The following is a 22,854-nucleotide window of genomic DNA, read 5'->3' on the forward strand; positions in this document are numbered from 1 at the left end:
CTAGCAGCGCTGTCCGGTCCCGCCGGTCTCGCCAGTTCAGGACAGGTAGGTGCGCAGTAGGTCGGTCACCGCGCGGATCTGCTCCACCGGCACCCGTTCGTCGACGCGATGCGCGAGATTGGGATCGCCGGGGCCCAGGTTCACCGCGGGGATGCCCAGCGCCGAGAACCGCGACACATCGGTCCAGCCGTACTTCGCGCGGAAGCGTCCGCCCGCGGCCGCCACGAGCGCCGCGGCCGCCGGGTGCCCCAGCCCCGGCAGGGCGCCGGCCGCGGAATCGGTGACCTCCAGCCCGATCCTGCCGTCGGCCAGGTCGGCGGCGAACACCTCGCGCACGTGGTCGAGCGCCTGGTCGATCGAACGGTCCGGGGCGAAGCGGAAGTTGACATCGACGTGCGCGGCGTCGGGGATCACGTTGCCGGCCACCCCGCCGCCGACCGCGACCGCCGACAGACCCTCGCGGTACTCGCAGCCGTCGATGTCGACCCGACGGGCCTCGTAGCCCGCCAGCGTGGTCAGGACACCGCCGAGCTTGTGAATGGCGTTGTCGCCCATCCACGACCGGGCCGAGTGCGCCCGGGTTCCCGTCGTCGACAACCGGACCCGCAGCGTCCCCTGGCATCCGGCTTCGATGAGCCCCGCGGTCGGCTCGCCGAGGATCGCCACGTCACCGGCGAGCCACTCGGGGAGTTCGCGTTCGATGTCGTTCAGGCCGTTGAACTCCGCGGCAATCTCCTCGCAGTCGTAGAAGATCAGCGTCAGATCCGAGGCCGGCTCCGGCAGCGTCGCCGCGAGGTGGAGGAACACCGCGTCACCGGACTTCATGTCGACGGTGCCGCATCCGTGCAGGACGTCGCCCTCCTCCGAATCCATCTCGCGGCGGTGCGGGAGGTTGCCGGCGACCGGCACGGTGTCGAGGTGCCCGGCGAGGATGACCCGCTGGGCGTGCCCCCGGTCGGTCCGTGCGAGGACCCGGTTGCCATGGCGGAGGATCTCGAATCCGCTCGTCTGCGCGCGCAGCGCGGCCTCGACCGCGTCGGCGATGGCCGACTCGTTGCGCGACTCGCTCTCGATGTCGACGAGCGCGGCGGTCAGTTCGACGGGGTCGGCGGTCAGGTCGAGGTCGGTGCTCACTCCCTCACCGTAGTGAGCCCATCTCCGCGGCGCCGAAGGAGACGCTGAACTTCACGCACCAGAGGAACACCGACGGATAGTCGGCCAGCTCGACGTCGGCGGGGATCTCGTAGACCTGGTTGCCCTTGTTCCCCTTGATCATGCCGAGGTCGACGTGCGGGACGTCCGCGGCCGTTCGCCACCCGGCGAACCCCTCGACCACGTCCCCTTGCGACAGCCACACGTGGACATCAGGGCCGGTGGTCGTGTCCAGGTCCTCGATCGCCAGCACGCGTGAGCCGTCGGGCTGTTCGATGATCGAGACCGTTCCGGATGTCGAGTGCTCATGGCTGATCAGGCTGCCGCGCGAGACGACCACCGGCCCGGCGGGCGGCGGCTGCCCCGGCGTCGACGTCGTGGGGGTGACCGCGACCGGGATCGCGTCGTCGACCTCGGTGTCGACGAAGATCAGCCACGGCTGGAAGACGACGGCCCCGACCGCCAGCGCCGCCACGATCACGACGCCGACCCCGCCCAACACCCACGGCCAGCGGCGTCGGCGGCGCCGGGGCGGTACAGATGGCTGGGGATGACCGGTCATGCTGGCGACCCTACGAGCGGCGCACAGCGCGTGACCAGGTCTTTGGGCCGAATGGATGACGCCGGGGCACCGGTGGCGGGGCGGGGGCGCCGGTGTCGATCACCTAGACTCACCTGTCGTGACATCTACTGGCGCACACGCAACTGGCATCGCGACCGTGATCGACGGGGGTTCGACTCCCGGCGTCGTCCTCGACGTCTGGTTCCCCGAACCCGAACTCGACGGGGTCGAGACCGCGGAGACCGTGATCCTCGACGACGAGTCGACACCGGCCCACCTCCGTGAGCTGGTGGGCGTCGACGAGGCCCGCGGGGTCAAGACCGTCGCGGTCCGCACCGGCATCGCCGACATCTCCGCCGCACCCATCGACGCCTACGACGTCTACCTCCGACTCCACCTGCTGTCGCATCGCCTCATCACCCCGCACGGCGCCAACCTCGAGGGCATCTTCGGGATGCTCACCAACGTGGTGTGGACCAATCACGGCCCGTGTGCGGTCGACAACTTCGAGTCGGTACGGGCGAAGCTGCGCGCCCGCGGACCGGTCACCGTCTACTCGATCGACAAGTTCCCGCGCATGGTCGACTACGTGGTGCCCGGTGGCGTACGGATCGGCGACGCCGACCGCATCCGCCTCGGCGCGCATCTCGCGGCCGGCACCACCGTGATGCACGAGGGCTTCGTCAACTTCAACGCCGGCACCCTCGGGTCGTCGATGGTGGAGGGTCGCATCTCCGCGGGCGTCGTCGTCGGCGACGGCTCCGACATCGGCGGCGGCGCCTCGACGATGGGCACCCTGTCGGGCGGCGGCAAGGAGATCATCGCGCTGGGCAAGCGCTGCCTCCTCGGCGCGAACTCCGGCTGCGGCATCCCGCTGGGTGACGACTGCGTCATCGAGGCGGGCCTCTATGTCACCGCCGGCACCAAGGTCACCGGACCCGACGGCACGCAGATCAAGGCGCGCGACCTGTCCGGCCAGTCCAACCTGCTGTTCCGTCGCAACAGCCTGACCGGCGCGGTCGAGGTCGTGCCGTGGAAGGGCGACGGCATCGCCCTCAACGAGGCGCTGCACAAGAACGACTGACACCGGGGCTCACTGGCCGGATTCGTGATCCCGACGTATGGTGGGCCCATGAGCACATCGAACAATCGTTCGACGAACGATATCGACGACGTCCTCGGCGCGGGCGCCGGAAACTCCACCGAGAAGGACCCGGACGACTGGGTGACCGGCGACGAGCCGATGACCGGCGCGCAGCGGAGCTATCTCGACACCCTCGCACGGGAGGCCGGCGAGACCCTCTCGGCCGACCTCACGAAAGCCGAGGCGTCCGAGGAGATCGACCGCCTGCAACAGAAGAGCGGTCGCGGCTGAGCAGGGCCGGTGTCAGGCCGTCAGACGAGCGACGGCCGCACCGATCCGCTCATCGGTGGCGGTGAGCGCCATCCGAACGTGGCGCTCACCCGCCGGACCGTAGAAATCGCCTGGAGCACAGAGGATTCCGCGGTCGGCGAGCCAGGCGACGGTCTCCCGGCACGGTTCGTCCCGGGTGGCCCAGAGATACAGGCCCGCCTCGGAATGGTCGACCCGGAATCCCGCACCCTCCACAGCTGCTTTGAGCAGCCGACGACGCTCGGCATAACGCTCGCGCTGCTCATGGACGTGTGCATCGTCTGCCAGTGCGGCGGTCATCGCTCCCTGGACGGGGAACGGCACGATGAGTCCGGCGTGCTTGCGGACCGCGAGCAATTCGGCGATCAGTTCGGTGTCGCCGGCGAAGAATCCGGCGCGATACGACGCCAGGTTCGAGATCTTGGACAGTGAGTGGACCGCGAGCAGTCCGGTGTGGTCGCCGTCGCAGACCCTCGGGTCGAGGATCGACAGCGGCTCGCCCTCCCAACTCAGACCGAGATAACACTCGTCGGACACGACGACGGTCCCCCGCTCGCGCGCCCATCCCACGACTTTGCGGAGATGATCGAGGCCGAGGACCTTGCCGGTCGGATTCGACGGCGAGTTGATGAACATCAGCGCCGGGTTCATCGGTCCCAGCGCGACGGTCGAATCGGCCCGCACCGCCCGCGCACCGGCGAGCAGGGCGCTCACCTCATAGGTCGGGTAGGCGACCTCGGGGATCACCACGTCGTCGCCGGGTCCGAGCCCGAAGGTCGAGGCCAGGCCCGCGATCGCCTCCTTGGTACCGATGACCGGCAGGATTCCCGACTCGTCGAGCGATGTGACCCCGTGGCGTCGGATCAGCGACTCCGCGGCCGCCTGCCGCAACTCGCGGATCCCGATCGTCGTCGGGTATCCCGGGAACGCCGAGTTCTCGGCGAGTGCGTCGCGGATGAGTGCGGGCACCGGGTCGACGGGCGTCCCGACCGACAGGTCGACGATGCCATCGGCGTGGGCCTGAGCCGTCGCCTTCGCATCGGCGATCGTGTCCCACGGGAAGTCGGGCAGACGCCCGCTGACGCGGGTCGAGGAGACGCGCAGGGGCGCAGCCGTACGGGAGACAGGACTGCTCATGCGGAGGCGGTCAGTCCTCTTCGTTCATCGGCGGGAGACCCTTGATGAACGCCGGATCGGCCTCGGTCTTGCCGACCTTGCTGGCGCCGCCCGGGGAGCCGAGGTCGTCGAAGAAGTCGGCGTTCGCGCTGACGTAGGGCTCCCATTCGTCGGGAACATCATCCTCGTAGAAGATCGCCTCGACCGGGCACACCGGCTCACACGCGCCACAGTCGACGCACTCATCCGGCTGGATGTAGAGCATGCGTCCACCCTCGTAGATGCAGTCGACGGGGCACTCCTCCACGCAAGCCTTGTCCAACACGTCGACGCAAGGCTCCGCGATGATGTAGGTCACCACTCACTCCTTCGCTAGGGAAGATCCGGGTCGGCGCGACGAGAAACGCAGTTCGGCGTCGAACGGCACTCCGGCGTCGGCGCCGGTGCGGCCCGAGGGCTGGTCGAACCGCACCCCACAGTATCCGCCCCGGGAGACGCTGCGACGAAATCGACCCCCGTCCAGAGGCGCCCGAATCCGGGTTTGAGTAACGAGGATCACATCGCCGACCGCGAGACGCCGCTCCGGGTTTCGTTCAGCGTGCCGCCAAACCTCGACGCCGCGACGATCCGCGTGCAGAGTCGGGCGCATGATCGTCGTCGACGAATCCGTCCTCACCGGACACCGACCCAGGGGCGCATGTGCCCGGGTGCCGCACCGACCCACCGCGCGGTCGATGTCGATGTGCTGTTGCTGAACCGATCGGCCTCACCACATCCTCTTCGACCCTCGCAAGGATTCGCCATGACCTCCACCCTCGCCCGCACCGAACGGGCGCCTCAGTCCGCCATATCGTCTCTTTCCTCCGCCCGGAATCGGGCTCGGACGTCGTCGCCGCTGCGCGAGCGTCCGGGTACTGCGGCCCCGCGCGCCCTTGGTCACCTGCCGACGCGGCTCCGGCCCGCCGACCTCCTCCGCATCACCGACCAGGGCGTCGCAGACGTCCTCGACGGTCGCCACGACGACCTGCTCCCGGACGTCTGGGACGAACGGCATCGCTGGTCGACGCGCCTGCACGCCGACGACGACGTCGACGTGTGGCTGATCAGCTGGACCCCGGGCGAGGCCACCGAACTCCACGACCACGCCGGTTCGCTCGGTGCCCTGACGGTGTTGTCGGGCAGCTTGCGCGAGTACCACTGGACGGGAGACGATCTGGCGGTGCGCATCCTCGACGCCGGCGACCAGGCCGCCTTCCCTCTCGGGTGGGTGCACGACGTCGTGCGGAACCCGGTCGTCGCCGCACCGGAGATCGGTGCGGAGACCAGCCCGCTGGTGACCCCGACGCTCAGCGTGCACGCCTACTCACCGCCGCTGACCGCGATGTCCTACTACGACATCTCCGAGGGCGGCCACCTGCGCCGCGACCGGACCGTTCTCACCGACCAGCCCGAATGAGCACTCCCCGCACCATCGACGACGTGCTCGCCGACGCACGGTCGCGGATCGCGCGGGTCGAGGCCGTGGACGTCCCCGCCGAGCTGGCCGACGGGGCGGTGCTCGTTGATATCCGTCCCGCGGCGCAGCGCGCGGAGGAGGGCGAGGCCCGGGGTGCTCTCGTCATCGAACGGAATGTCCTCGAATGGCGGTGCGACCCGGCGAGCGACGCGCGCATCGACCAGGCCGTCGACCATGACGTCCGCTGGATCGTCCTGTGCTCCCAGGGGTATACGTCGAGCCTGGCCGCCGCGGCCCTGCAGGATCTCGGATTACATCGCGCCACCGACGTCGTCGGCGGATACGAAGCGCTCGCACCCGTTCTCGGCTGACCCTTCGATCGCACGTCGGTGTCTGCGGCCTGGCGGCCGTCGTGGACTACGAAAGAACTCGCCGTGCTCGGCGCGAGCCCAATCACTGCTCCCTGAGGAGGCCGGAGCTTGCGGAGGCCGTCACGAAGGGTCCTGGTGAGTCGGGTTGCGAAGACCCTTCGTGACGCGCCCTCCGCAAGCTCCGGGCGCTCCTCAGGGAGCGGGGGCGGGACTCCGCACGCAACCTCGAGGGCGCAGAGTGATTCTCAAGCGACGGCGGGCCACGGACGCGGAGCCGGGCGGGTGTCGACGGCGAGGCCGGTCACCGGGTCGGCGAGCGCGGCGACGTGCTGGGTCAGTGCCGGGTCGATCCAGTCGGCACCGTTCAGCACATACGGCGGCTGCGCGGTGATGCGTTCGGTGAGAACGAAATCGGACTCCGCGGTGCGGGCGGCCAGGGCGTCGAGGTGAGGCCACGGGCGTTCCGGGTTGACGTGATCGGGAGTCAGCGGCGACACCCCACCCCAGTCGTCGACGCCGGAGGCGATCAGCGCGGCACATTCGGCGGGCGACACCAGGTTCGGGGGCGCCTGGATCCGCATGTGTGGGCCGAGGACGACCCGGGCGACCGCGACGGCGGCGAGGAACTCGGTCATCTCCGCGTCGGGGGTGGAGCGCATCGCGGTGTCCGGCTTCGCCCGGAAGTTCTGCACGATCACCTCCTGGATGTGCCCGCCTCGGGCGTGCACATCCGCGAGAGCCAGCAGCGATTCGGCCCGCTCGGTGAGTGATTCGCCGATCCCGACCAGAATCCCGGTGGTGAACGGGACACGAGCGGTGCCCGCATCGCGCAGCACCTGCATGCGGACCAGCGGGTCCTTGTCGGGACTTCCGTAGTGTGCCTGGCCTTTCTCGGTGAACAGGCGACGCGACGTCGTCTCCAGCATCATGCCCATCGACGGTGCGACCGGGCGCAGACGGAGCAGTTCCTCGAGGCTCATCACCCCGGGATTGAGGTGCGGCAGCAGACCTGTCTCCGACAACACGGCGACCGCGGCGGCACGAACGTAGTCCAGCGTCGAGGAGTAACCCCGTTCGGCCAGCCATTCGCCGGCCTGCGGCCACCTGTCCTCGGGGCGGTCACCCAGCGTGAAAAGCGCCTCCTTGCAGCCGAGTTCGGCACCGCGGCGCGCGAGGTCGACGACCTCGTCGAGTTCCAGATAGAGCCCCTCCCCCGCGCGGGCGAGCTTTCCGGGGACCGTGACGAAGGTGCAGTAGTGGCACCGGTCGCGGCACAGGCGCGTCAGCGGGATGAACACCTTGCGGGAGTAGGTGATCTGCCGGGACCGGCCGACCGCGGCCAGCCCCTCGTCTCGGAGCGCCCCGGCGATCGATTGCAGTTCGACCAGGTCGTCTCCGGCGCAGGACAGGAGCGTCACGGCCTCGTCGAGACCGATCGGCGCCCGGTCGCGCGCGGCGTCCAGGGCCGCGCGGACGGTCAACTGCTCGGTCATTCCTCACCCTCCTCAGGTGTTCCGGTGCCGGCGTCGTCGGGACGGGGTTCGTACGGTTCGGGGTCGAAGGTGCCGTTGCGTTCGCGAAACGACGCCGCGGTGCCCGGCCACAACAGGGTCAGGCGACCGCTGTCGGGGTCGACATACCAACTCTCACAACCGGTCAGCCACACCGTCGACTCGCTGCGAGCGTCGATCTCCCGCGTGTATTCGTCTTCGGCGGCAGGCGAGACCGCCAGCGTCGTGATCCCGTTGCCGGCCATGTACTCCAGCGCGCCCAGGACGTAGTCGAGTTGCGTCTCGATCATGTAGATCGCCGAGTTGTGGCCGAGCGCCGCGTTGGGCCCGTCGAGGACGAACATGTTCGGGAAACCGCTGACCACGGTCGAGGCATAGGACGTCATGCCTGCAGACCAGTGGTCGGACAGCCGCCGACCGGCACGACCGGTGATGCGCGATGCGGCGGGCGGGCGTGCGGATTCGAAACCGGTTGCCATCACCAGGACGTCGAGATCGTAGGTGTGACCACTGTGCGCGGTGGCCTTGGTCTCGGCGACCGACGTCAGAGCACTCGACTCGAACACCACATTGGGCCGCTGCAGTGCCGGATAGAAGTCGTCGCTGAGCAGGATTCTCTTGCAACCGATCTCGTAGTCGGGGGCCAGCTGTTCACGAAGGTCGGCATCGGCCACCTGCCCGTGGAGGTGATCCCGTGCACGGGAACGGATCTCGTCGATGTCCGGATGCAACCCGAGCCGCTGCCGGAACGCCGCATCGGCTTCGGTGAGCAGTCGGTCGCGCACCTCCGCCGCGACGACGGGGTCGAGCATGGCAGCGCGTTCGTCGTCGGTGTAGAGACGGTCCGCGCGCGGCACGACATACGGTGGCGTACGGCAGAACACGACGAGATCGTCCGCGGCGTCGGCGAGATGCGGGATGAGCTGCACCGCCGACGCACCGGTTCCGACGACCCCGACCCGCGCACCCGTAACGTTGACGTCGTCGTGCCAGGCGGCCGTGTGGACGACCTGTCCCGGGAAGGTGTCGAGTCCGTCGATGTCGGGGATGCGCGCCTCCGACAACCGTCCGACCGCCAGCACCAGCGAGCGAGCGCGGAAGGTGAGGGCCCGGCCGTCCGGCGCCGCCGCCGTGATCACCCAGTGCGCCCCCTGCTCGTCCCAGACCGCTTCGCGTAGTTCGCGATTGAGTTCGATGCGGTCGGCGAGTCGTTCGTCGACGACGATCTGTTCGAGATAGCTGCGGATCTCGGCGCCACGAGGGAACCGCGCCGACCAATCGGCCGGCGGCCGGAACGAGAACGAGTACAGATGGGCGGGGATGTCGCAGGCGATGCCGGGATAGGTGTTGTCGCGCCACGTGCCCCCCACGCCGTCGGCGCGTTCGAGCACGACGAAGGACTCCCGCCCGCGGCGTGCGAGCTGCGTCGCCATCCCGAGCCCGGCGAAGCCCGCGCCGATGATGGCGACATCCACGTCGTCCATCGTCAGCGCGCGCTGCTGCGCTCCGGCCGCCCGCCCGGAAGACATGCTCCGGCTCACGCGGACACCTGTGGCAGCGGGAGTTGCCGGTCGGGCTCCGGCACCCCGTAGCGGGTGGTGCGCTGACGCGGCCTCCGTCCGGCTCGCGCCGCGATGTCGACGACAGCCGCGGCGTCGAGGACACGACCTGACTCCGGTCCCGCGCCCGGCATCAGGGTGCCGTCGAGCAACAGCCCACCCAGGTCATCCGCCCCGCCGCGCAACACCAGATCGACGGTGGCCGCGGGCAGTTTGGTCCACGCCACCTGCAGATGATCGAGGAGGCCTGCGGTCATGAGGCGGGCGACGGCGTGCAACGCGCGGGTCTCTCGCTCCGACGCGGTCCGCGAGGCGGTGTCCGCCAAGTGGGGCGGCACGTTCTCGGGAAGCAGTGGCATCAGGATGAGTTCGCTGAAACCGCCCGTGCGACGCTGGATCTCGAGTAGCAGTCGAAGATGGGCGATCTGGTGTGCGGGCGTCTCGACGTGCCCGTAGAGCATAGTCGCGGTGGAGAAGAGACCCACGCGGTGGGCGGTCTCGATGACGTCGACCCAGCTGCCGACCGGCGGCGCCGTGCCGGTGGGTGAGAGCGTCACCCGGACGGTGTCGTCGAGGATCTGGGCGGCGGTCCCCGGCACCGACCCCAGGCCCGCTGTCCGCAGCCGCTCGAGGTGTTCGACGATCGTGATCCCGGCACGCTCGGCGCCGTCGACGATCTCCGGGGCCCGATAGGCGTGCAGGTGGAGCCCGTCGGCGGCACCCGTGATGTCCTCCACGAGTCGGACGTATCCGTCGGCCGGCAGTTCGGCGGGCAGGGGTCCCTGCATGCAGATCTCGGTCGCGCCGAGTGCGACCGCCTCGGCGACCAGTTCGTCGAGACCCGGGTCGTCGGGTCCGAGCCGGCTGACGACCCCGGTGTCGAAGTTGCGGTTGACCACGAAGGTCAACACCTCCGCGTCGGTCACCTGCCGACGCACGGTGTCGGCCAGTTCGCACAATTCGTCGAGCTGCGCACCCGAGGCACCCAGGAGGGCGACCCAGCCGTCATCGTCGAGGGCGTCGGCCCCGAGAGTCGGGTCGTCACGGACACGGCTCAGTGCGGCCGTGACGCGCTCGATCGGGGCCATGATGTCTTCGGCCCACGCGCGCAGAAGCATGTCTTTCACTCTAACGCCGCCCCTCGCGACACAACGCGGAGCGCCCCTGCGGAGCGGTGGTCAGTCGGGTTCGGGCAGCCGCCCCGTCCAGCCCAGCGCGGCGCACGGCCCGACACCGAGGACGACGAGCAGCAGGGTCTGCACGAGGTAACCACTGCTGATCGAGAGCACGACGTCCCCGCCCGGGCCGGGGAGCCCGCCGGCGATCACGACGACGAGCCCCCATGCGGCGAGGGGCCCGTACCGCCACGGGGTCGCGGTGAGGCCGGCCGCGAGCCAGAGCAGGACCGCATTGACCACGCCGGCGGCAAGTGCCGCGACGGGCAGGGCGACGCCGCCGAAGCGCTGATAGGTGAACGCGACGCTCAGGAGCCCGATCGCGAACCCGTCGACGACGAGGAACCCCAGGAGCAGTCGGTCGACGACGGAACCCGATACGGGCCGAACAAAGCGGGCCATCGAGTCAGTCGATCCCGGCGAACAGGTCCGACTCGCGCGTGTCCGTGGCACCGAGGGACTCGTGACGCTCTGGTTCGGTGAGGATGAAATGCTCCGCGCGGGCGATCGGCTGCAGGATGTTGTTCGACAGCGCGTATTCGGTCCCGGACGCCGCAACGGTCACCTGCGTGGCGTGGGCGGCCAGGGCGGCCACCTTCTGGGGGAGGTACGCGCTGATGTCGATCTCGGTGGTGATGTCGACGTCGGGATAGCTCGGCAGCTCACCGTCGCGGGGCATCCGCCAGCCGTCGGGTACCGCGGCCACGCCGGCGAGCCCGGAGTCCAGTGCGGTGCGTTCGGTCACCGATTCGTAGATCTTGGTCGGGCCCGGCCCGACTTCCCGGGCCCGGGCGACCGCGGCCGTTGTGACCTCGTGCACCAGTTTGTGGTCGGGATGGCCGTACGTACCCGAGACGTCGTAGCTGACGACCACCTGGGGTGCGAAGTCGGTGAGCACGTCGACCAACGCTCTCACGGGCTCGTCGAACGGTGCCCGCACGAGTGCGCGCGGGTGGTTCGCGGACGGCGCGCCGGCCATGCCGGAGTCCCGCCAGCGCCCGGCGCCGCCGAGGAACCGCGGCCGCAGCGGCGCGCGGCCGTCGGGGCTGAGCGCGGCCAGTGCCCGCGAGAGCTCGAGAATCCGGAAGCCCCCCAACTGATCGGCACCGCCGTCGGCGACCAGCTGCGCCCACTCGTCCCCGATCACCTCACCCTCTTCGCCCAGCGTGAAGGTCAGCACCCGCACGTCGACGCCCTCCGCGAGATACCGGGCGATGGTGCCGCCGGTCATGATCGTCTCGTCGTCGGGATGCGCGTGCACGAGCAGCAACCGACGACCGGCGGGGGTACCGGTCACGACAGCTCCCAGTTCACCGCGGTCCCGAAGATCGAGACCTGGATGGGTCCGGTGAGCGGGACGTCGCGCACCGCGGACGTGGTGCCCACGACCATCGAGTCCTGGTACAGCGGCCGGTAGATCGCCTGCGCGGCGAGGAGCGGCTCGGCCTCGTTCAGCGTCGGGATCGGGTCGTCCTCGGAGAGTGCGGTGCGCGCGAGCTCGATGAGCCGCGGGTCACACAACCCGGACACGTTGCTGGCATAGCTGTCCCCGGGATCGCCACCGCTCGGCGCGATGCTGGTGGGCGTCGGCGGCGTCGCGGGCGACGGTTCGGTACCGGGCTTGGGCTGGTTGCAGTCGACCTGCGACGCGAGCGACGACGCCGGCGGCACGCCGAGCCCCGACCACCCGACGACCAGGTCGACGCGCTGGTTGGTGAGCGCCGACCCGTACAGCTCGCTGTTGGGCAGCGTCACGACCTGAGCGCGCACCCCTGCACCTCGGAGCTGGTCGACGATGCTCGACGCGGCCGACGTGGTCCGCGGATCGCCGGCGACCGCACCGACACGGACGATGAGGTCCTGCCCGTCGCGCTGGAACGGCAGGATTCCCTCGGGCAGTTCCGGCACCTCGACCAGACCCTCGATCGGGGTCTCGCTCACCCCGGGCGTCGCCGAGCCGCCGGCGGACGGCGCCTCGGACGCGGGCGTGGACCCGGACGGGGACGATGGCGACACCGAGGAGGGCTCCGACGACGACGCCGACGGCACCGGGGATGCCGAGCCGACGGGCTCGGGCGCGGCGCGGCGGTAACCGGCGGCGCCGAGCAGGGCGTCGACCTCGGCCGGTCCGAGGCGCGGGCGGTCGACCGGCGAATAGCCCGGATCCGACGGCGCGAAGACGGTGTTCGCGAACGGTTCGACGACCCAGTCGCCGGCACCGGCGAAGGTGGTCAGTCGCGGATCGACCAACCCGAGGATCGCGCGCCGGACCTCCACCGAGCTCATCGCGTCGGTGCGGGCGTTCACGCTGACACCGAGTGACCGCGACGTCAGGCTGCGGGCGGTCTCGAGACCGGGCAGCGCGGTCAGTTCCGCGTCGGTGGCCGGCGAGGCGCCGAGGGCCACGATGGCCGAGTCGCCGGATCGTACGGAGTCGAGCATCTGGGCCGACGTGCCGGCGCGGCGGAGGACGATCTGATCCAACCGGGGCGGGGTGACCCAGTACCGGTCGTTGCGGGCGAGGCGGACCTCGTCGCGGGTCTTGTCGATCCCCACGATCGCGTAGGGCCCGGCCGAGACCGGCTTGCCGGTGTCCATCCCGGTTTGGAAGCCCGCCGGCGCACCCTTGAGCACGTGACTGGGCAGCAATCCGGTGAACAGCTCTCGCCACGCGGGGTACGGCGACTCGAACCGCACCTCGACGACCTTGCCGCCCTCCCGGGACTGCACCGAGTCGATGAGCCGGTAGCCGGCCGGTGCCACGACGTTGGGCTGCCGGGACATCTGTTGCCACAGGAAGTTGAAGTCGTCGCCCGTCACCGGCAGGCCGTCGGACCACTGGGCGTCGGTGTGGATGCGGTAGGTCACGGTGAACGGCGCCCGCGACGTCACCTCCGCGGAGGTGACGAACGAGCGCTGCAGTTCCCACACCGTCCCGCCCGGGGTCTGGACCGGCGCGAACGCGCTGGGCAGCGTCATCGCCGCGACCGCCGTCGTCACCGGGTTCTGATCGGCGGCGATGTGCGGGTTGAAGCCCGATCCGACCGAGTCGGTGGCGATGTAGATCGTCTTCTCCACCGGGTACTCGGTCGGGGTCGGCGGTGGCCCGGTGTCGCGGACCGGGGGCGGCGGATCCGACATGCAGGCGGTGAGCACCACGAGCAGGGCGACGCTGCACGAGAGGATGCCGAGCAACCGCCCACGGACCCGGTTCGCGGCCTCGCGGCCCGGTCGTGGTCTCGCGCGATTCACCTCGGATACCCCCATGACGAAGAAGCTTCTCGGTCCGTCGGACGCACCCGCCACCGTAGTGTGGCGCCGGAGCGCCATCGACACTCAGCTGACGGCGGCATCCCGGGACTTGGCCCGCGAGCGCTCACGGGCGCGCGTCGTCGAGTCGAGGTGCACCTTACGCACTCGCACGACCTCCGGGGTGACCTCGACACACTCGTCCGCGGCGCAGAATTCCATGGCGCCCTCGAGGTCGAGTTGCATCGGCTTGGCGAGCGTCTCCATCACGTCGGCCGAGGACTGACGCATGTTGGTCAGCTTCTTCTCGCGGGTGACGTTGATGTCGAGATCCTCCTGGCGCGGGTTGATCCCCACGACGTGGCCCTCGTACGAGTCGTCGCCCGGGTTGACGAAGAACGTGCCGCGGTCGGCGAGCTGGATCATCGCGAACGGGGTGACCGTTCCCGACCGGTCGCTGACGAGCGAACCCGTGTGGCGGGCCCGGATCTCGCCCGCCCAGGCGTCGTAGCCCTGGAACACCGCGTTGGCGATGCCGGTGCCGCGGGTCTCGGTGAGGAAGTCGGTACGGAACCCGATGAGGCCGCGCGAGGGCACGATGAACTCCATCCGGACCCAGCCGGTGCCGTGGTTGTTCATCTGCTCCATGCGGCCCTTGCGGGCGGCGAGCAACTGGGTGACCGCGCCGAGGTACTCCTCGGGCACGTCGACGGTCAGATGCTCGAACGGCTCCTGGACCTTGCCGTCCACCTTGCGGGTGACGACCTGCGGCTTGCCGACGGTCAGCTCGAAGCCCTCACGACGCATCTGCTCGACGAGGATGGCCAGGGCGAGCTCGCCGCGTCCCTGCACCTCCCAGGCGTCGGGCCGGCCGATGTCGAGCACGCGCAGCGACACGTTGCCGATCAGCTCGGTGTCCAGACGCTGCTTGACCATGCGGGCGGTCAGTTTGTGGCCCGACACCCGGCCCGCCAGCGGCGACGAGTTGGTGCCGATGGTGACCGAGATCGCCGGCTCGTCGACGGTGATGCGCGGCAGCGGCTGCGGGTTCTCCAGGTCGGCGAGGGTGTCGCCGATCATGATCTCCGGCATACCGGCGACGGCCACGATGTCACCGGCCGATGCGGACTCGGCGGGCGCCCGGTCGACGCCGACGGTGGCGAGGAGCTCGGTGATCTTGGCGCGCTCGACGACGGCTTCACCGTCGACCTCGCGGCACCAGGACACCTGCTGGCCCTTGCGGAGGGTTCCGTTGTGGATGCGGACGAGCGCGAGACGGCCGAGGAAGGCCGACGCGTCGAGGTTGGTGACGTGTGCCTGCAGCGGTGCGTCCGGGTCGCCCTTGGGCGCCGGGACGTGTTCGAGCAGGACGTCGAAGAAGGAGTCGAGGTTCTCCCCCGCCGGGATCTCGCCGTCGGCCGGCTGCTCGGTGCTGCAGACACCGGCGCGGCCCGAGGCGTAGAGCACGGGGAGCTCGAGGACGAGTTCGGCGGCCTTCGCGGCCTCCTCGTCCAGGTCGGAGGCAAGGTCGAGGAGCAGATCCTGCGTCTCGTCGACGACCTCCTGGATGCGGGCATCCGGACGGTCGGTCTTGTTCACGACGACGATCACCGGCAGCTCGGCGGCCAGCGCCTTGCGGAGCACGAAGCGCGTCTGCGGCAGCGGGCCCTCGGAGGCGTCGACGAGCAGGACCACACCGTCGACCATCGACAGGCCGCGCTCGACCTCACCGCCGAAGTCGGCGTGGCCGGGGGTGTCGATGACGTTGATGACGACCTCGGTGCCGTCCGGCTGGCGCCGGTGGACCGCGGTGTTCTTGGCGAGGATGGTGATGCCCTTCTCACGTTCGAGGTCACCGGAGTCCATCACCCGGTCGACGACCTCGGCGCGCTCGCCGAAGACGCCGGACTGGCGCAGCATGGCGTCGACGAGTGTGGTCTTTCCGTGGTCGACGTGCGCGACGATCGCGACGTTGCGGAAGGTGGGGACAGCGCTCACTGGCTCTCTTTCGTGTGGTTGGGGACCGGCAGCGGCGGCCGGCGTCCGGGTCACTGCCGAACGTCTGGAACGTTCGCAGCCGAACGGCTCTGACCGGCGCGGGGAGCAGATCACCTAGGGATTCAACGTCACAGACTATCGGCTCGGGCGGTGAGACCGCGATCACAGCACCCACAAGAGTCGTAGTTAGGGTCTGCTAACCTCGCCGTATGGGGAAGGTCGACCCGACCAAGGTGGGCTCTCTGAAGCCCAAGAAGAAGTGTTGCAAGAGTTCGACGCGCTGTGTTCGCTGCCCGGTGGTCATTCACCGGATGCGCAAGCTCGACACCTCCGACATGTCGAAGAAAGAGCTGCACAAAGCACTGAAGAAGGCGCGCGCCGCCTGATTCCCGGTCACCCCGGCGGCATCTCCGCCGCACGATCGTCGGACCGGTTGTCGTCGTCGACCGATCGCACGGCGACGGCCACCGCGACGAGCGCGATCCCGACCGCTTCCAGGGGCCGCGGCACCTGCGCCAGCGCGAGCAACCCGATCGCCGACGCCGTCACCGGCAACAGCGCGAGCAGGATCGCGAACCTCGCCTGGCCGACCCGCCGCAGCACGATCTGGTCGAGTGCGTACGGCACCGCGGTCGAGGCGATGCCGAGTAGCAACCCCTGGGCCAGGACCACCGGCAACGCGGCCCCCGCGCGTACCGCGTCGGCCACCCACCACGCGAGCGGCGCGGTGAGCAACGCGGCCACCGCGAAACCGGTCGCCAGGTCCTCGACGCCCGTGCCTCGCGCCGCGACCCGTTTGCCCAGGACGATGTACCCCGCCCAGCAGGCGGCCGCGGTCAGCGCCAGGACGACGCCGATCGCCGTTCCCGACCATCGGACGTCCGCGATCAGGACCACGCCGACCGCCGCCAGGACGAGTGCGGCGACGTCGCGACGCGTCGCAGAACCCAACGCGGCCACCACGATCGGGCCCAGGAACTCCAGGGCGACGGTCGTGCCCAGGGGCAGGTGCGCGAGCGCCTCGTAGAAGGCGATGTTCATCCCGGCGGTGATCAGCCCGAAGCATCCGGCGAGGCGCAATCGCTCCCAGCGCCAGGCGCCGCGGGGTGGACGCACCCACAGGAGCAACACCAGCGCGGCCCCGGCGATCCGCAACCACGCGACGGCGGCCGGGGAGATGACGTCGAACAGGCCGACGGCGACGGCCGCGCCGAGATACATCGATGTCGCTCCGACGACCATCAGTCCCGGCGGGACCAGCACGTCTCGTCGTGTCACCGGCACGACGACCTCCTCGCCGGCCCACGCGGCGTCACGACCCGATCACCGCGACCCGTTCCGGCACCAGACGCATCCGCACCCGGTCGCCGATCGCGACGAAGGCATCGGTGACCGCATCGATCTCGCCGACCGGGGTGTCGATGCGCACGCGCGGGCCGGCCGGGAGTTCGGCGACGAGCACGACGGTCGCCGTCGTTCCCGGCCTCTCCGGCGCATCGGACGGCGTGGGTCCGATCGCCACCGACTCGGGCCGCAGGCCGAGCCGGCACGGACCGTCGGGACGATCCAGCGGCATCTCACCGAGGACGGTCTGCGCGACGCCCGACCGGACCTGGGCATCGACGACGGTCGTGGCGCCGAGGAAACGCGCGGTCCACTCGTCGACCGGGTGTCGCCACAGCGCCGCCGGAACGTCGGTCTGGATCATCACCCCGTCCCGCATGACCGCGATCTCGTCGGCCATGGTGGCGGCCTCGGCGTGGTCGTGGGTCACCACCATCGTCGGCACGCCGGCCGCTCGCACGATCTCCGAGATCTCCACGGCCAATTCGTCTCTCAACCGCCGGTCGAGCGCGGCGAGCGGCTCGTCGAGCAACAGCAGACGCGGACGCGGGGCCATGGCACGCGCGAGCGCGACCCGTTGGGCCTGGCCGCCCGACAGGGTCTCGACGAGACGCTTGTCGTAACCGGTGAGTCCGACGACGTCGAGGATCTCGGCGACGCGATCGGCGATGGCGCGGCGCGACCAGCGCCGCACCTTCAGCCCGTACGCGACGTTCGACGCGACACTGCGCCCGCCGAACAGTTGCCCGTCCTGGAAGACGACCCCGAAGTCCCGCCGATGGACCTCGACGCCGGCGAGGTCGACTCCGCCGAACCGCACCGTTCCACCGACCGGCGACTCGAGTCCGGCGATCGTCCGGATCAGGGTCGACTTGCCGCACCCCGACGGGCCCAGGATCGCGGTCACCAGCGACCCCTCTCCCCCGAGCCGCCACGACAGACCGTCGATGACGGTCTCGCCGCCGTACGCGACCGTGAGGTCGGAGATCTCCAATGAACTCTGCGTGGTCACAGCAGCGGCACCTCCGAGCGGGGCCGGAACGCCTCGACCACGACGACTGCGACGACCGTCGCGATGACGAGGACCACCGAGGCGGCCATGGCGGTGGCCAGGTTCTCGGCCCCCGGGCGGTTCAGAGCGGACCCGATGAGTACCGGAAGAGTGGTCGTGTCCGCGCGGGCGAGGAAGCTCGTCGCGCCGAACTCGCCCAGGGCCATGACGAAGGCGAACCCACCGGCAGCCCCCATCGACCTTCCGACGATCGGCAGGTCGACGGTCGCGAACACGCGAAACGGCGTGGCTCCCAACGTCGCCGCGGCATGCCGCAACCGGACCGGCACCGACTCGAGTGCGGGCATCATGATGCGGATGACCACCGGAATCGCGATGAGGGCCTGGACCAGTGGGATGACCGCGGGCGATGCGGCGATCTCGTACGGCAACGACGCCAGCACGATGAGGTAGCCGAATCCGAGTGTGACAGCACTGATCCCGAGCGGGATGAGCGAGACGGCCGAGCCGATCGCCCCGACGACTCCGTGCGCGCGATGCAGCGCGACGGCGGCGAGCGTACCGACCACCAGGGCGATGGCGGTCGCCGCGGTGGCGGTCACCAGCGAATAGCGCAGGCTCTCCAGGGGTGTCACCCCGTTGACGGGTTCGGCCAGTGCGCGGTAGCCGGCGAGGGTCCAGTCGCCGTGGGCGACCGGTCGGACCGACCGCACCATCAGCACCAGGACCGGTCCGACGAGGAGGACTGCTGTCCACGCCCCCACCACCCAGACCGCCGGCCGCGTCCAGCGGCCGCCGGCGACCCTGCGGTTCCGTTCGGCCCGCCGGGCGCCGCCACCCGATCCGCGGCTCGCCGGATCGGCGAACACCCGCGTCAGCAGCAGCGCCGCCATGACCACCACGATCTGCAGCATCGACAGCGCGACCGCCTCGGGAATCCGGAAGTATCCGATGGCCTGCGTGTAGATCTCGGTCTCCAGGGTCCGCAGCTCCCCGGCGCCGAGAATGATCACGACGCCGAAACTGGTGGAACAGAACAGGAAGATCAGCGCGGCCGCCGACGCCGTGGCGGGCACCAGGCGCGGCACGACCACGGTCATGGTCGCCCGAATCCGGCCCGCCCCGAGCGACCGTGCCGCCTCGAGCAGCCGCGGGTCGAGGTTGCGCCAGGCCGCCCCGACGACGCGGACGACGACGGCGATGTTGATGAACATGTGTGCCGCGAGCACGGCCGGCAGCCCGGATTCGATGTGCAGGAACGCCAATGGGCCGGACAGCAGAGAACGGAAGGCGACACCGACGACGACCGTCGGCAGCACGAATGGCACGGTCACCACGACGGCGAGCACGACCGCGGTGGTCCCGCGGACCCGGGCGAACAACCACGCGATGGGTGCGGCGGCGACGAGCGCCAGGACCGTCGAGGCGGCCGCCTGGCCCAGGGTGACGCCCAGAAGCCCCAGGGCGTCGGTGCGGTCGAGCAGTTCGATCAGGCCCACCCCGGAGTCACGGGCGATCGTGACGGCGCGCCGGACGAGCGCGATCACCGGCCAGGCGAACAGCACCACGACGAACAGCGCCGGGACCACCCACAGCGCAACCGGTCCGGCGGCCCGGGCCACCCGGGTCACCACTGTCCCGGCCGGGGTCACCGAGTCGTCACCGGCCGACCGCGGCACGCCACTGATCGAGCCACATCTCGCGGTTCTCCGCGATCGTGGCGGGCGGCAACGACGACATCCAGGCGGGCACCTCCGCGCGCGCCGGCCATCCCGCGGGCAGCGGGGTGTCGCGCTGCACCGGGTAGACATACATCGAGTTCGGGAGTTCTTTCTGCACAGTGGGACTCAGCATGAAATCGACGAGCCTGCGGGCGCCGGTCGAGTTCCGGGTGCCCTTCAGGATGCCGATGTACTCCACCTGCGGGAAGCAGCTATCGAGCAGCGCGCTCGTCCCGGGCGTCGCCGCCGGCGACGAGGCGTAGGACAGCACGATGGGTTTGTCGCCACGGCCCTCTCCGGCGGTGAAGAGCTGGTTGTAGGCGACCTCCCAGCCCGAGACGATGGTCGCGCCGCCGCCGACGACCTGCTTCCAGTAGTCCTGCCAGCCGTTTCCGAGCGCACCGACGGTGGTGAGCAGGAACGCCGTGCCCGGTGAGGAGGTCGCCGGGTCGGTCACCGCGGTGAGCGAGGCGAATTCCGGGCGGGTCAGGTCGCGGAAGCTCGCCGGTGGGGTCAGAGACCTGGATTCGAACCAGCCGTCGTCGATGTTGAGGCACACATCCCCGCGGTCGACGGCCGTGAGCTGCCCCTCCGCGCCGGGCACCGCGAAATCGGCGGCACCGTCGGCCGCGGCGGGTGACTCATAGGACTCCAGGGCGCCGGCGTCGATCGGACGCGAGGCGAAGGTGTTGTCGATGCCGAAGACCGCGTCTCCCTTGGGCGCACCCGGGGTCAGTGACACCGTCGACGCCAATTGTCCGGCGTCCCCGGACTTCACGATCTTCAGGGTCAGTCCGGTCTCCTGGCGGAACTGGTCGATCACCGACTCCGGCAGTTCGAAGGAATCGTGGGTGAGCAGCGTGACCTCGCCGCCCGACGACGAGTCGTCGGCGCAGGCACTGGCCGTCGTCGCTGCCAGTACGACCGCGACGGCACCGACCACCAGGCGCGTCAGTCGCGACCTCCCGCGTGGGCGACCCGACGCGTCAGCGCGCAGCTCTGTCACTTCAGACTCCTGTTCGACCGTCCCCGATCCCCGATTCTCCTCATCCAACCAGGTTGCCGCCTGTCCGTACGATTCAACCGCCCCGACGTCACTTCGATAACAATTGCATCAATTACCACAACAACCCCACCCGTAACAGACCGGCGGTCTGGACAGTGAAACCCGCGGGGGGCTTAGAATGACCCGCGACGACCCGGGTGAGAGGATGGACTGTCCGCTACCCGACACCCGGGCGGATGACACGACCCGCGAGGCGCTGATCGACTGATCGTCGGCGCCACGACCGTTAGGACATACCAGTGCGTTTCTCCCGGCCACTGAGGTTGCGATCCGGCCATGCCCCGCGTCGACTCCGGACCCGTCGACTCCTCGTCGCCGTGTCGGCGCTCGCGGCGGCGACCTCACTCGCGATGCCGATGGCCGCGCAGGCCGCCCCGGCCCCGAAGGTCGACCAGCGCGTGCTGGACTCGCTCGGCGCGTTCGCTCCCGCGATCATCGGCTCCGTGGCGACGCCCGGACCCGACGGCAAGGTCTCGGTCGACCTGCTCCGCCAGGCCCAGTCGTTCGCCGACACCCCCGGTATGCCGGCTGAGGTCAGCAAGATCTGGCGCTCGATCGCCGACTTCCTCGGCGAACCCGGCCGCAAGCAGGCCGCGCGTCAGCTCGCCGCCGAGCCCAAGCCCGGCGATCCCGAGATCCCGCAGGGCCCGAACGCCCCGAAGATCCAGGAATTCCTCTACCCGACCTTCGGCCTCGGCTGCATCCCCGGCGGCGGTTCGCTCGGTCGCGCCCTGGTCACCGCCGGACCGCAGGAGGCACCTGCCCCCGGCCCCAAGCGCGGCGAGAGCGGTTACGTCTATACCTCGCTCGGCACGGGTCCGGCGATCGACAACAAGGCCGCGCCGCTCACGGTCAGCTGGTTCAACGTCGACACCGGTCGCACGGGTACCACGACGCTCAAGCGGAACCCGAAGATCAATGTGAAGGAGGGCCCCGGCACCTTCACCGGTATCTCGCGGACCGGCAAGGGCCGCGTCATCTCGGCGATCCACGGCAACGTCACCACGAAGACGAAGGGGCAGGTTGTCTCCTGCACCATCGTCCCGGTGATCGGGCTCGCGATCATCTGATCTCTTTCTCCTCTCACGACGAAGGCACCCCGGCTCGCAGACGGGGTGCCTTCGTCGTGAGAGGACCTGCGCTCAGGGCGCCACTATCGGAAGGCGCGGCAGATCACGTGAACATCGGCCGAACAGAACGCGAAATGGCATGCAAGACATATCAAGACCGTCCGTCACGCAAACAGTCCGACATTCGCCACTCTCATGGCGTACAAACGTCATCTGTCGGCACCATGTCGTGAGGAGTTCTCGATGGGACCCGTGCTCGGTGAGTTACTACCCCTTGCGGTGGGTGTCGCGGTGTCGCCGATCCCGATCATCGCGGCGATCCTCATGCTCCTGGGACGCCATGCGCGCACGACGAGTATCGGTTTCGCGATCGGCTGGCTTGTCGGCATCGTCGTCGCGGTGGCCGTCTTCGTGGCCCTCGGAAGCGCCGTCGACCTCGACGGATCGTCGTCGAGCACCGGTTAAGTGAAGATCGCGCTCGGTGTCGTCCTGCTCGTCGTCGGGTTGCGTCAGTGGCGTGCCCGGCACGCGGAGTCCGCGAGGCCGAAATGGATGTCGGCCATCGACGAGATGCGTCCGGTGACCACCATGGGTATCGCGTTCGCGCTGGCGGCGATCAATCCGAAGAATCTCGTTCTCTGCGCGGCGGCGGGTGTCTCGATCGCCTCGGGTGCGCTGTCGATGCCGCAGGACGTGATCGCGGTGGCGGTCTTCGCACTCCTGGCCTCGACCTCGGTCGTGGTCCCGGTCGTGGGCTACCAGCTCGCCGCGGCCCGCCTGCGCGAACCACTCGACCGCCTCAAGTCGTGGCTGCAGGCGAACAACGCGACGGTGATGGCGGTGCTGATCCTGGTCATCGGAGTCGTGTTGGTCGGCAAGGGAATCGGCGGCGCGAGCTGAGCGTGCCGGCGGTGGTCGGCCTCTGTGCGGCGGTCCGAGACCGTGCTCAAGGGCACTGAACCCGCAGTTCGCCGCGGTTTCGGTCTCTCGCGGATCGCGCCCATGTCACAGGTCGGACTCGCGACTTGCCGGGTTCCGAGTCTTCGTGGTCTCTTGTAACTCGAGTCCCATCTGTCACACCCGCCACACGTGGCGGGTG

At 69.8% G+C, this 22,854-nt stretch carries 21 protein-coding genes and 1 pseudogene; 7 read left to right on the plus strand and 15 right to left on the minus strand.

What is annotated here, in order from left to right; all coding sequences use genetic code 11:
* Positions 1–36: 36 nt before the first annotated feature.
* Positions 37–1,134 carry a succinyl-diaminopimelate desuccinylase gene (gene dapE, locus B1818_RS12925; RefSeq protein ID WP_058252532.1) on the minus strand — a complete coding sequence of 366 codons (1,098 nt, stop codon included), beginning with the start codon at positions 1,132–1,134 and terminating at the stop codon, positions 37–39.
* Positions 1,135–1,138: 4 nt separating this feature from the next.
* On the minus strand, positions 1,139–1,654 hold the full coding sequence (locus B1818_RS12930) for a DM13 domain-containing protein (RefSeq protein WP_058252531.1): 516 nt from the start codon (positions 1,652–1,654) through the stop codon (positions 1,139–1,141).
* A 178-nt stretch (positions 1,655–1,832) separates the two neighbouring features.
* Here B1818_RS12930 and dapD point away from each other — a divergent pair, with 178 nt between their 5' ends.
* Positions 1,833–2,798 (plus strand): 2,3,4,5-tetrahydropyridine-2,6-dicarboxylate N-succinyltransferase, encoded by a 966-nt coding sequence (dapD, locus tag B1818_RS12935; RefSeq protein ID WP_078112956.1) that lies wholly within the window; start codon positions 1,833–1,835, stop codon positions 2,796–2,798.
* A 48-nt stretch (positions 2,799–2,846) separates the two neighbouring features.
* A complete protein-coding gene (locus B1818_RS12940; RefSeq protein ID WP_058252529.1) occupies positions 2,847–3,089 on the plus strand; it encodes a DUF3072 domain-containing protein in 243 nt (80 codons plus the stop codon).
* Between the two features lie 12 nt (positions 3,090–3,101).
* Here B1818_RS12940 and dapC read toward each other — a convergent pair whose 3' ends face one another.
* Together dapC and fdxA are read right to left on the minus strand one after the other, a co-directional pair.
* The gene (dapC, locus tag B1818_RS12945; RefSeq protein WP_058252528.1) at positions 3,102–4,244 is read right to left on the minus strand and encodes a succinyldiaminopimelate transaminase; all 1,143 of its coding nucleotides are present in this window, start codon (positions 4,242–4,244) and stop codon (positions 3,102–3,104) included.
* Between the two features lie 10 nt (positions 4,245–4,254).
* On the minus strand, positions 4,255–4,584 hold the full coding sequence (fdxA, locus tag B1818_RS12950) for a ferredoxin (protein WP_058252527.1): 330 nt from the start codon (positions 4,582–4,584) through the stop codon (positions 4,255–4,257).
* Positions 4,585–5,025: 441 nt separating this feature from the next.
* On the opposite strand from fdxA, the gene B1818_RS12955 reads away from it, so the two are divergent.
* Complete coding sequence (locus B1818_RS12955) at positions 5,026–5,679, plus strand: cysteine dioxygenase family protein (RefSeq protein WP_078112978.1); 654 nt, start codon at positions 5,026–5,028, stop codon at positions 5,677–5,679.
* Positions 5,676–6,050, plus strand: a complete 375-nt coding sequence (locus B1818_RS12960; protein ID WP_058252526.1) for a rhodanese-like domain-containing protein — start codon at positions 5,676–5,678, stop codon at positions 6,048–6,050. Before B1818_RS12955 ends, B1818_RS12960 begins: the two co-directional genes overlap by 4 nt.
* Positions 6,051–6,295: 245 nt before the next feature.
* Here the strand turns inward: B1818_RS12960 and cofG are convergent, their stop codons facing one another.
* The 7 genes from cofG to typA all read right to left on the minus strand — a co-directional run bounded on the left by cofG (position 6,296) and on the right by typA (position 15,542).
* Complete coding sequence (gene cofG, locus B1818_RS12965) at positions 6,296–7,543, minus strand: 7,8-didemethyl-8-hydroxy-5-deazariboflavin synthase CofG (RefSeq protein ID WP_058252525.1); 1,248 nt, start codon at positions 7,541–7,543, stop codon at positions 6,296–6,298.
* A complete protein-coding gene (locus tag B1818_RS12970; protein WP_139363020.1) occupies positions 7,540–9,045 on the minus strand; it encodes an NAD(P)/FAD-dependent oxidoreductase in 1,506 nt (501 codons plus the stop codon). The genes cofG and B1818_RS12970 overlap by 4 nt, the downstream gene beginning before the upstream one ends.
* 53 nt (positions 9,046–9,098) lie before the next feature.
* Positions 9,099–10,238, minus strand: coding sequence for a hypothetical protein (locus B1818_RS12975; protein ID WP_058252524.1), 1,140 nt, complete (start codon positions 10,236–10,238; stop codon positions 9,099–9,101).
* 60 nt (positions 10,239–10,298) lie between these two features.
* A complete protein-coding gene (locus B1818_RS12980) occupies positions 10,299–10,697 on the minus strand; it encodes a hypothetical protein (RefSeq protein ID WP_058252523.1) in 399 nt (132 codons plus the stop codon).
* A gap of 4 nt (positions 10,698–10,701) precedes the next feature.
* Positions 10,702–11,592, minus strand: a complete 891-nt coding sequence (gene mshB, locus B1818_RS12985) for an N-acetyl-1-D-myo-inositol-2-amino-2-deoxy-alpha-D-glucopyranoside deacetylase (RefSeq protein WP_058252522.1) — start codon at positions 11,590–11,592, stop codon at positions 10,702–10,704.
* The gene (locus tag B1818_RS12990; RefSeq protein ID WP_078112980.1) at positions 11,589–13,562 is read right to left on the minus strand and encodes an ABC transporter family substrate-binding protein; all 1,974 of its coding nucleotides are present in this window, start codon (positions 13,560–13,562) and stop codon (positions 11,589–11,591) included. The genes mshB and B1818_RS12990 overlap by 4 nt, the downstream gene beginning before the upstream one ends.
* 69 nt (positions 13,563–13,631) lie before the next feature.
* Positions 13,632–15,542 carry a translational GTPase TypA gene (gene typA, locus B1818_RS12995; RefSeq protein WP_058252521.1) on the minus strand — a complete coding sequence of 637 codons (1,911 nt, stop codon included), beginning with the start codon at positions 15,540–15,542 and terminating at the stop codon, positions 13,632–13,634.
* 209 nt (positions 15,543–15,751) lie between these two features.
* Here typA and B1818_RS24185 point away from each other — a divergent pair, with 209 nt between their 5' ends.
* Positions 15,752–15,928, plus strand: coding sequence for a hypothetical protein (locus B1818_RS24185; protein ID WP_091344396.1), 177 nt, complete (start codon positions 15,752–15,754; stop codon positions 15,926–15,928).
* Between the two features lie 7 nt (positions 15,929–15,935).
* On the opposite strand, the gene B1818_RS13000 is transcribed toward B1818_RS24185, so the two are convergent.
* The 4 genes from B1818_RS13000 to B1818_RS13015 all read right to left on the minus strand — a co-directional run bounded on the left by B1818_RS13000 (position 15,936) and on the right by B1818_RS13015 (position 20,625).
* Entirely contained in the window at positions 15,936–16,784 is an 849-nt protein-coding gene (locus B1818_RS13000; protein WP_058252568.1) for a DMT family transporter, read from the minus strand.
* Positions 16,785–16,854: 70 nt separating this feature from the next.
* Entirely contained in the window at positions 16,855–17,898 is a 1,044-nt protein-coding gene (locus B1818_RS13005; RefSeq protein WP_078112957.1) for an ABC transporter ATP-binding protein, read from the minus strand.
* A complete protein-coding gene (locus tag B1818_RS13010) occupies positions 17,895–19,550 on the minus strand; it encodes an iron ABC transporter permease (RefSeq protein WP_078112981.1) in 1,656 nt (551 codons plus the stop codon). Before B1818_RS13010 ends, B1818_RS13005 begins: the two co-directional genes overlap by 4 nt.
* A 7-nt stretch (positions 19,551–19,557) precedes the next feature.
* Positions 19,558–20,625, minus strand: a complete 1,068-nt coding sequence (locus B1818_RS13015) for a thiamine ABC transporter substrate binding subunit (RefSeq protein ID WP_078112958.1) — start codon at positions 20,623–20,625, stop codon at positions 19,558–19,560.
* A gap of 299 nt (positions 20,626–20,924) precedes the next feature.
* Here B1818_RS13015 and B1818_RS13020 point away from each other — a divergent pair, with 299 nt between their 5' ends.
* Complete coding sequence (locus tag B1818_RS13020; RefSeq protein WP_078112959.1) at positions 20,925–21,755, plus strand: hypothetical protein; 831 nt, start codon at positions 20,925–20,927, stop codon at positions 21,753–21,755.
* A 243-nt stretch (positions 21,756–21,998) separates the two neighbouring features.
* Positions 21,999–22,655 (plus strand): annotated as a pseudogene (locus B1818_RS13025) (GAP family protein).
* Positions 22,656–22,854: the final 199 nt, after the last annotated feature.

It is taken from the genome of Gordonia sp. IITR100 (genome assembly GCF_002009645.1).
In the GTDB taxonomy this organism is placed as follows: Bacteria; Actinomycetota; Actinomycetes; order Mycobacteriales; family Mycobacteriaceae; genus Gordonia; species Gordonia hongkongensis.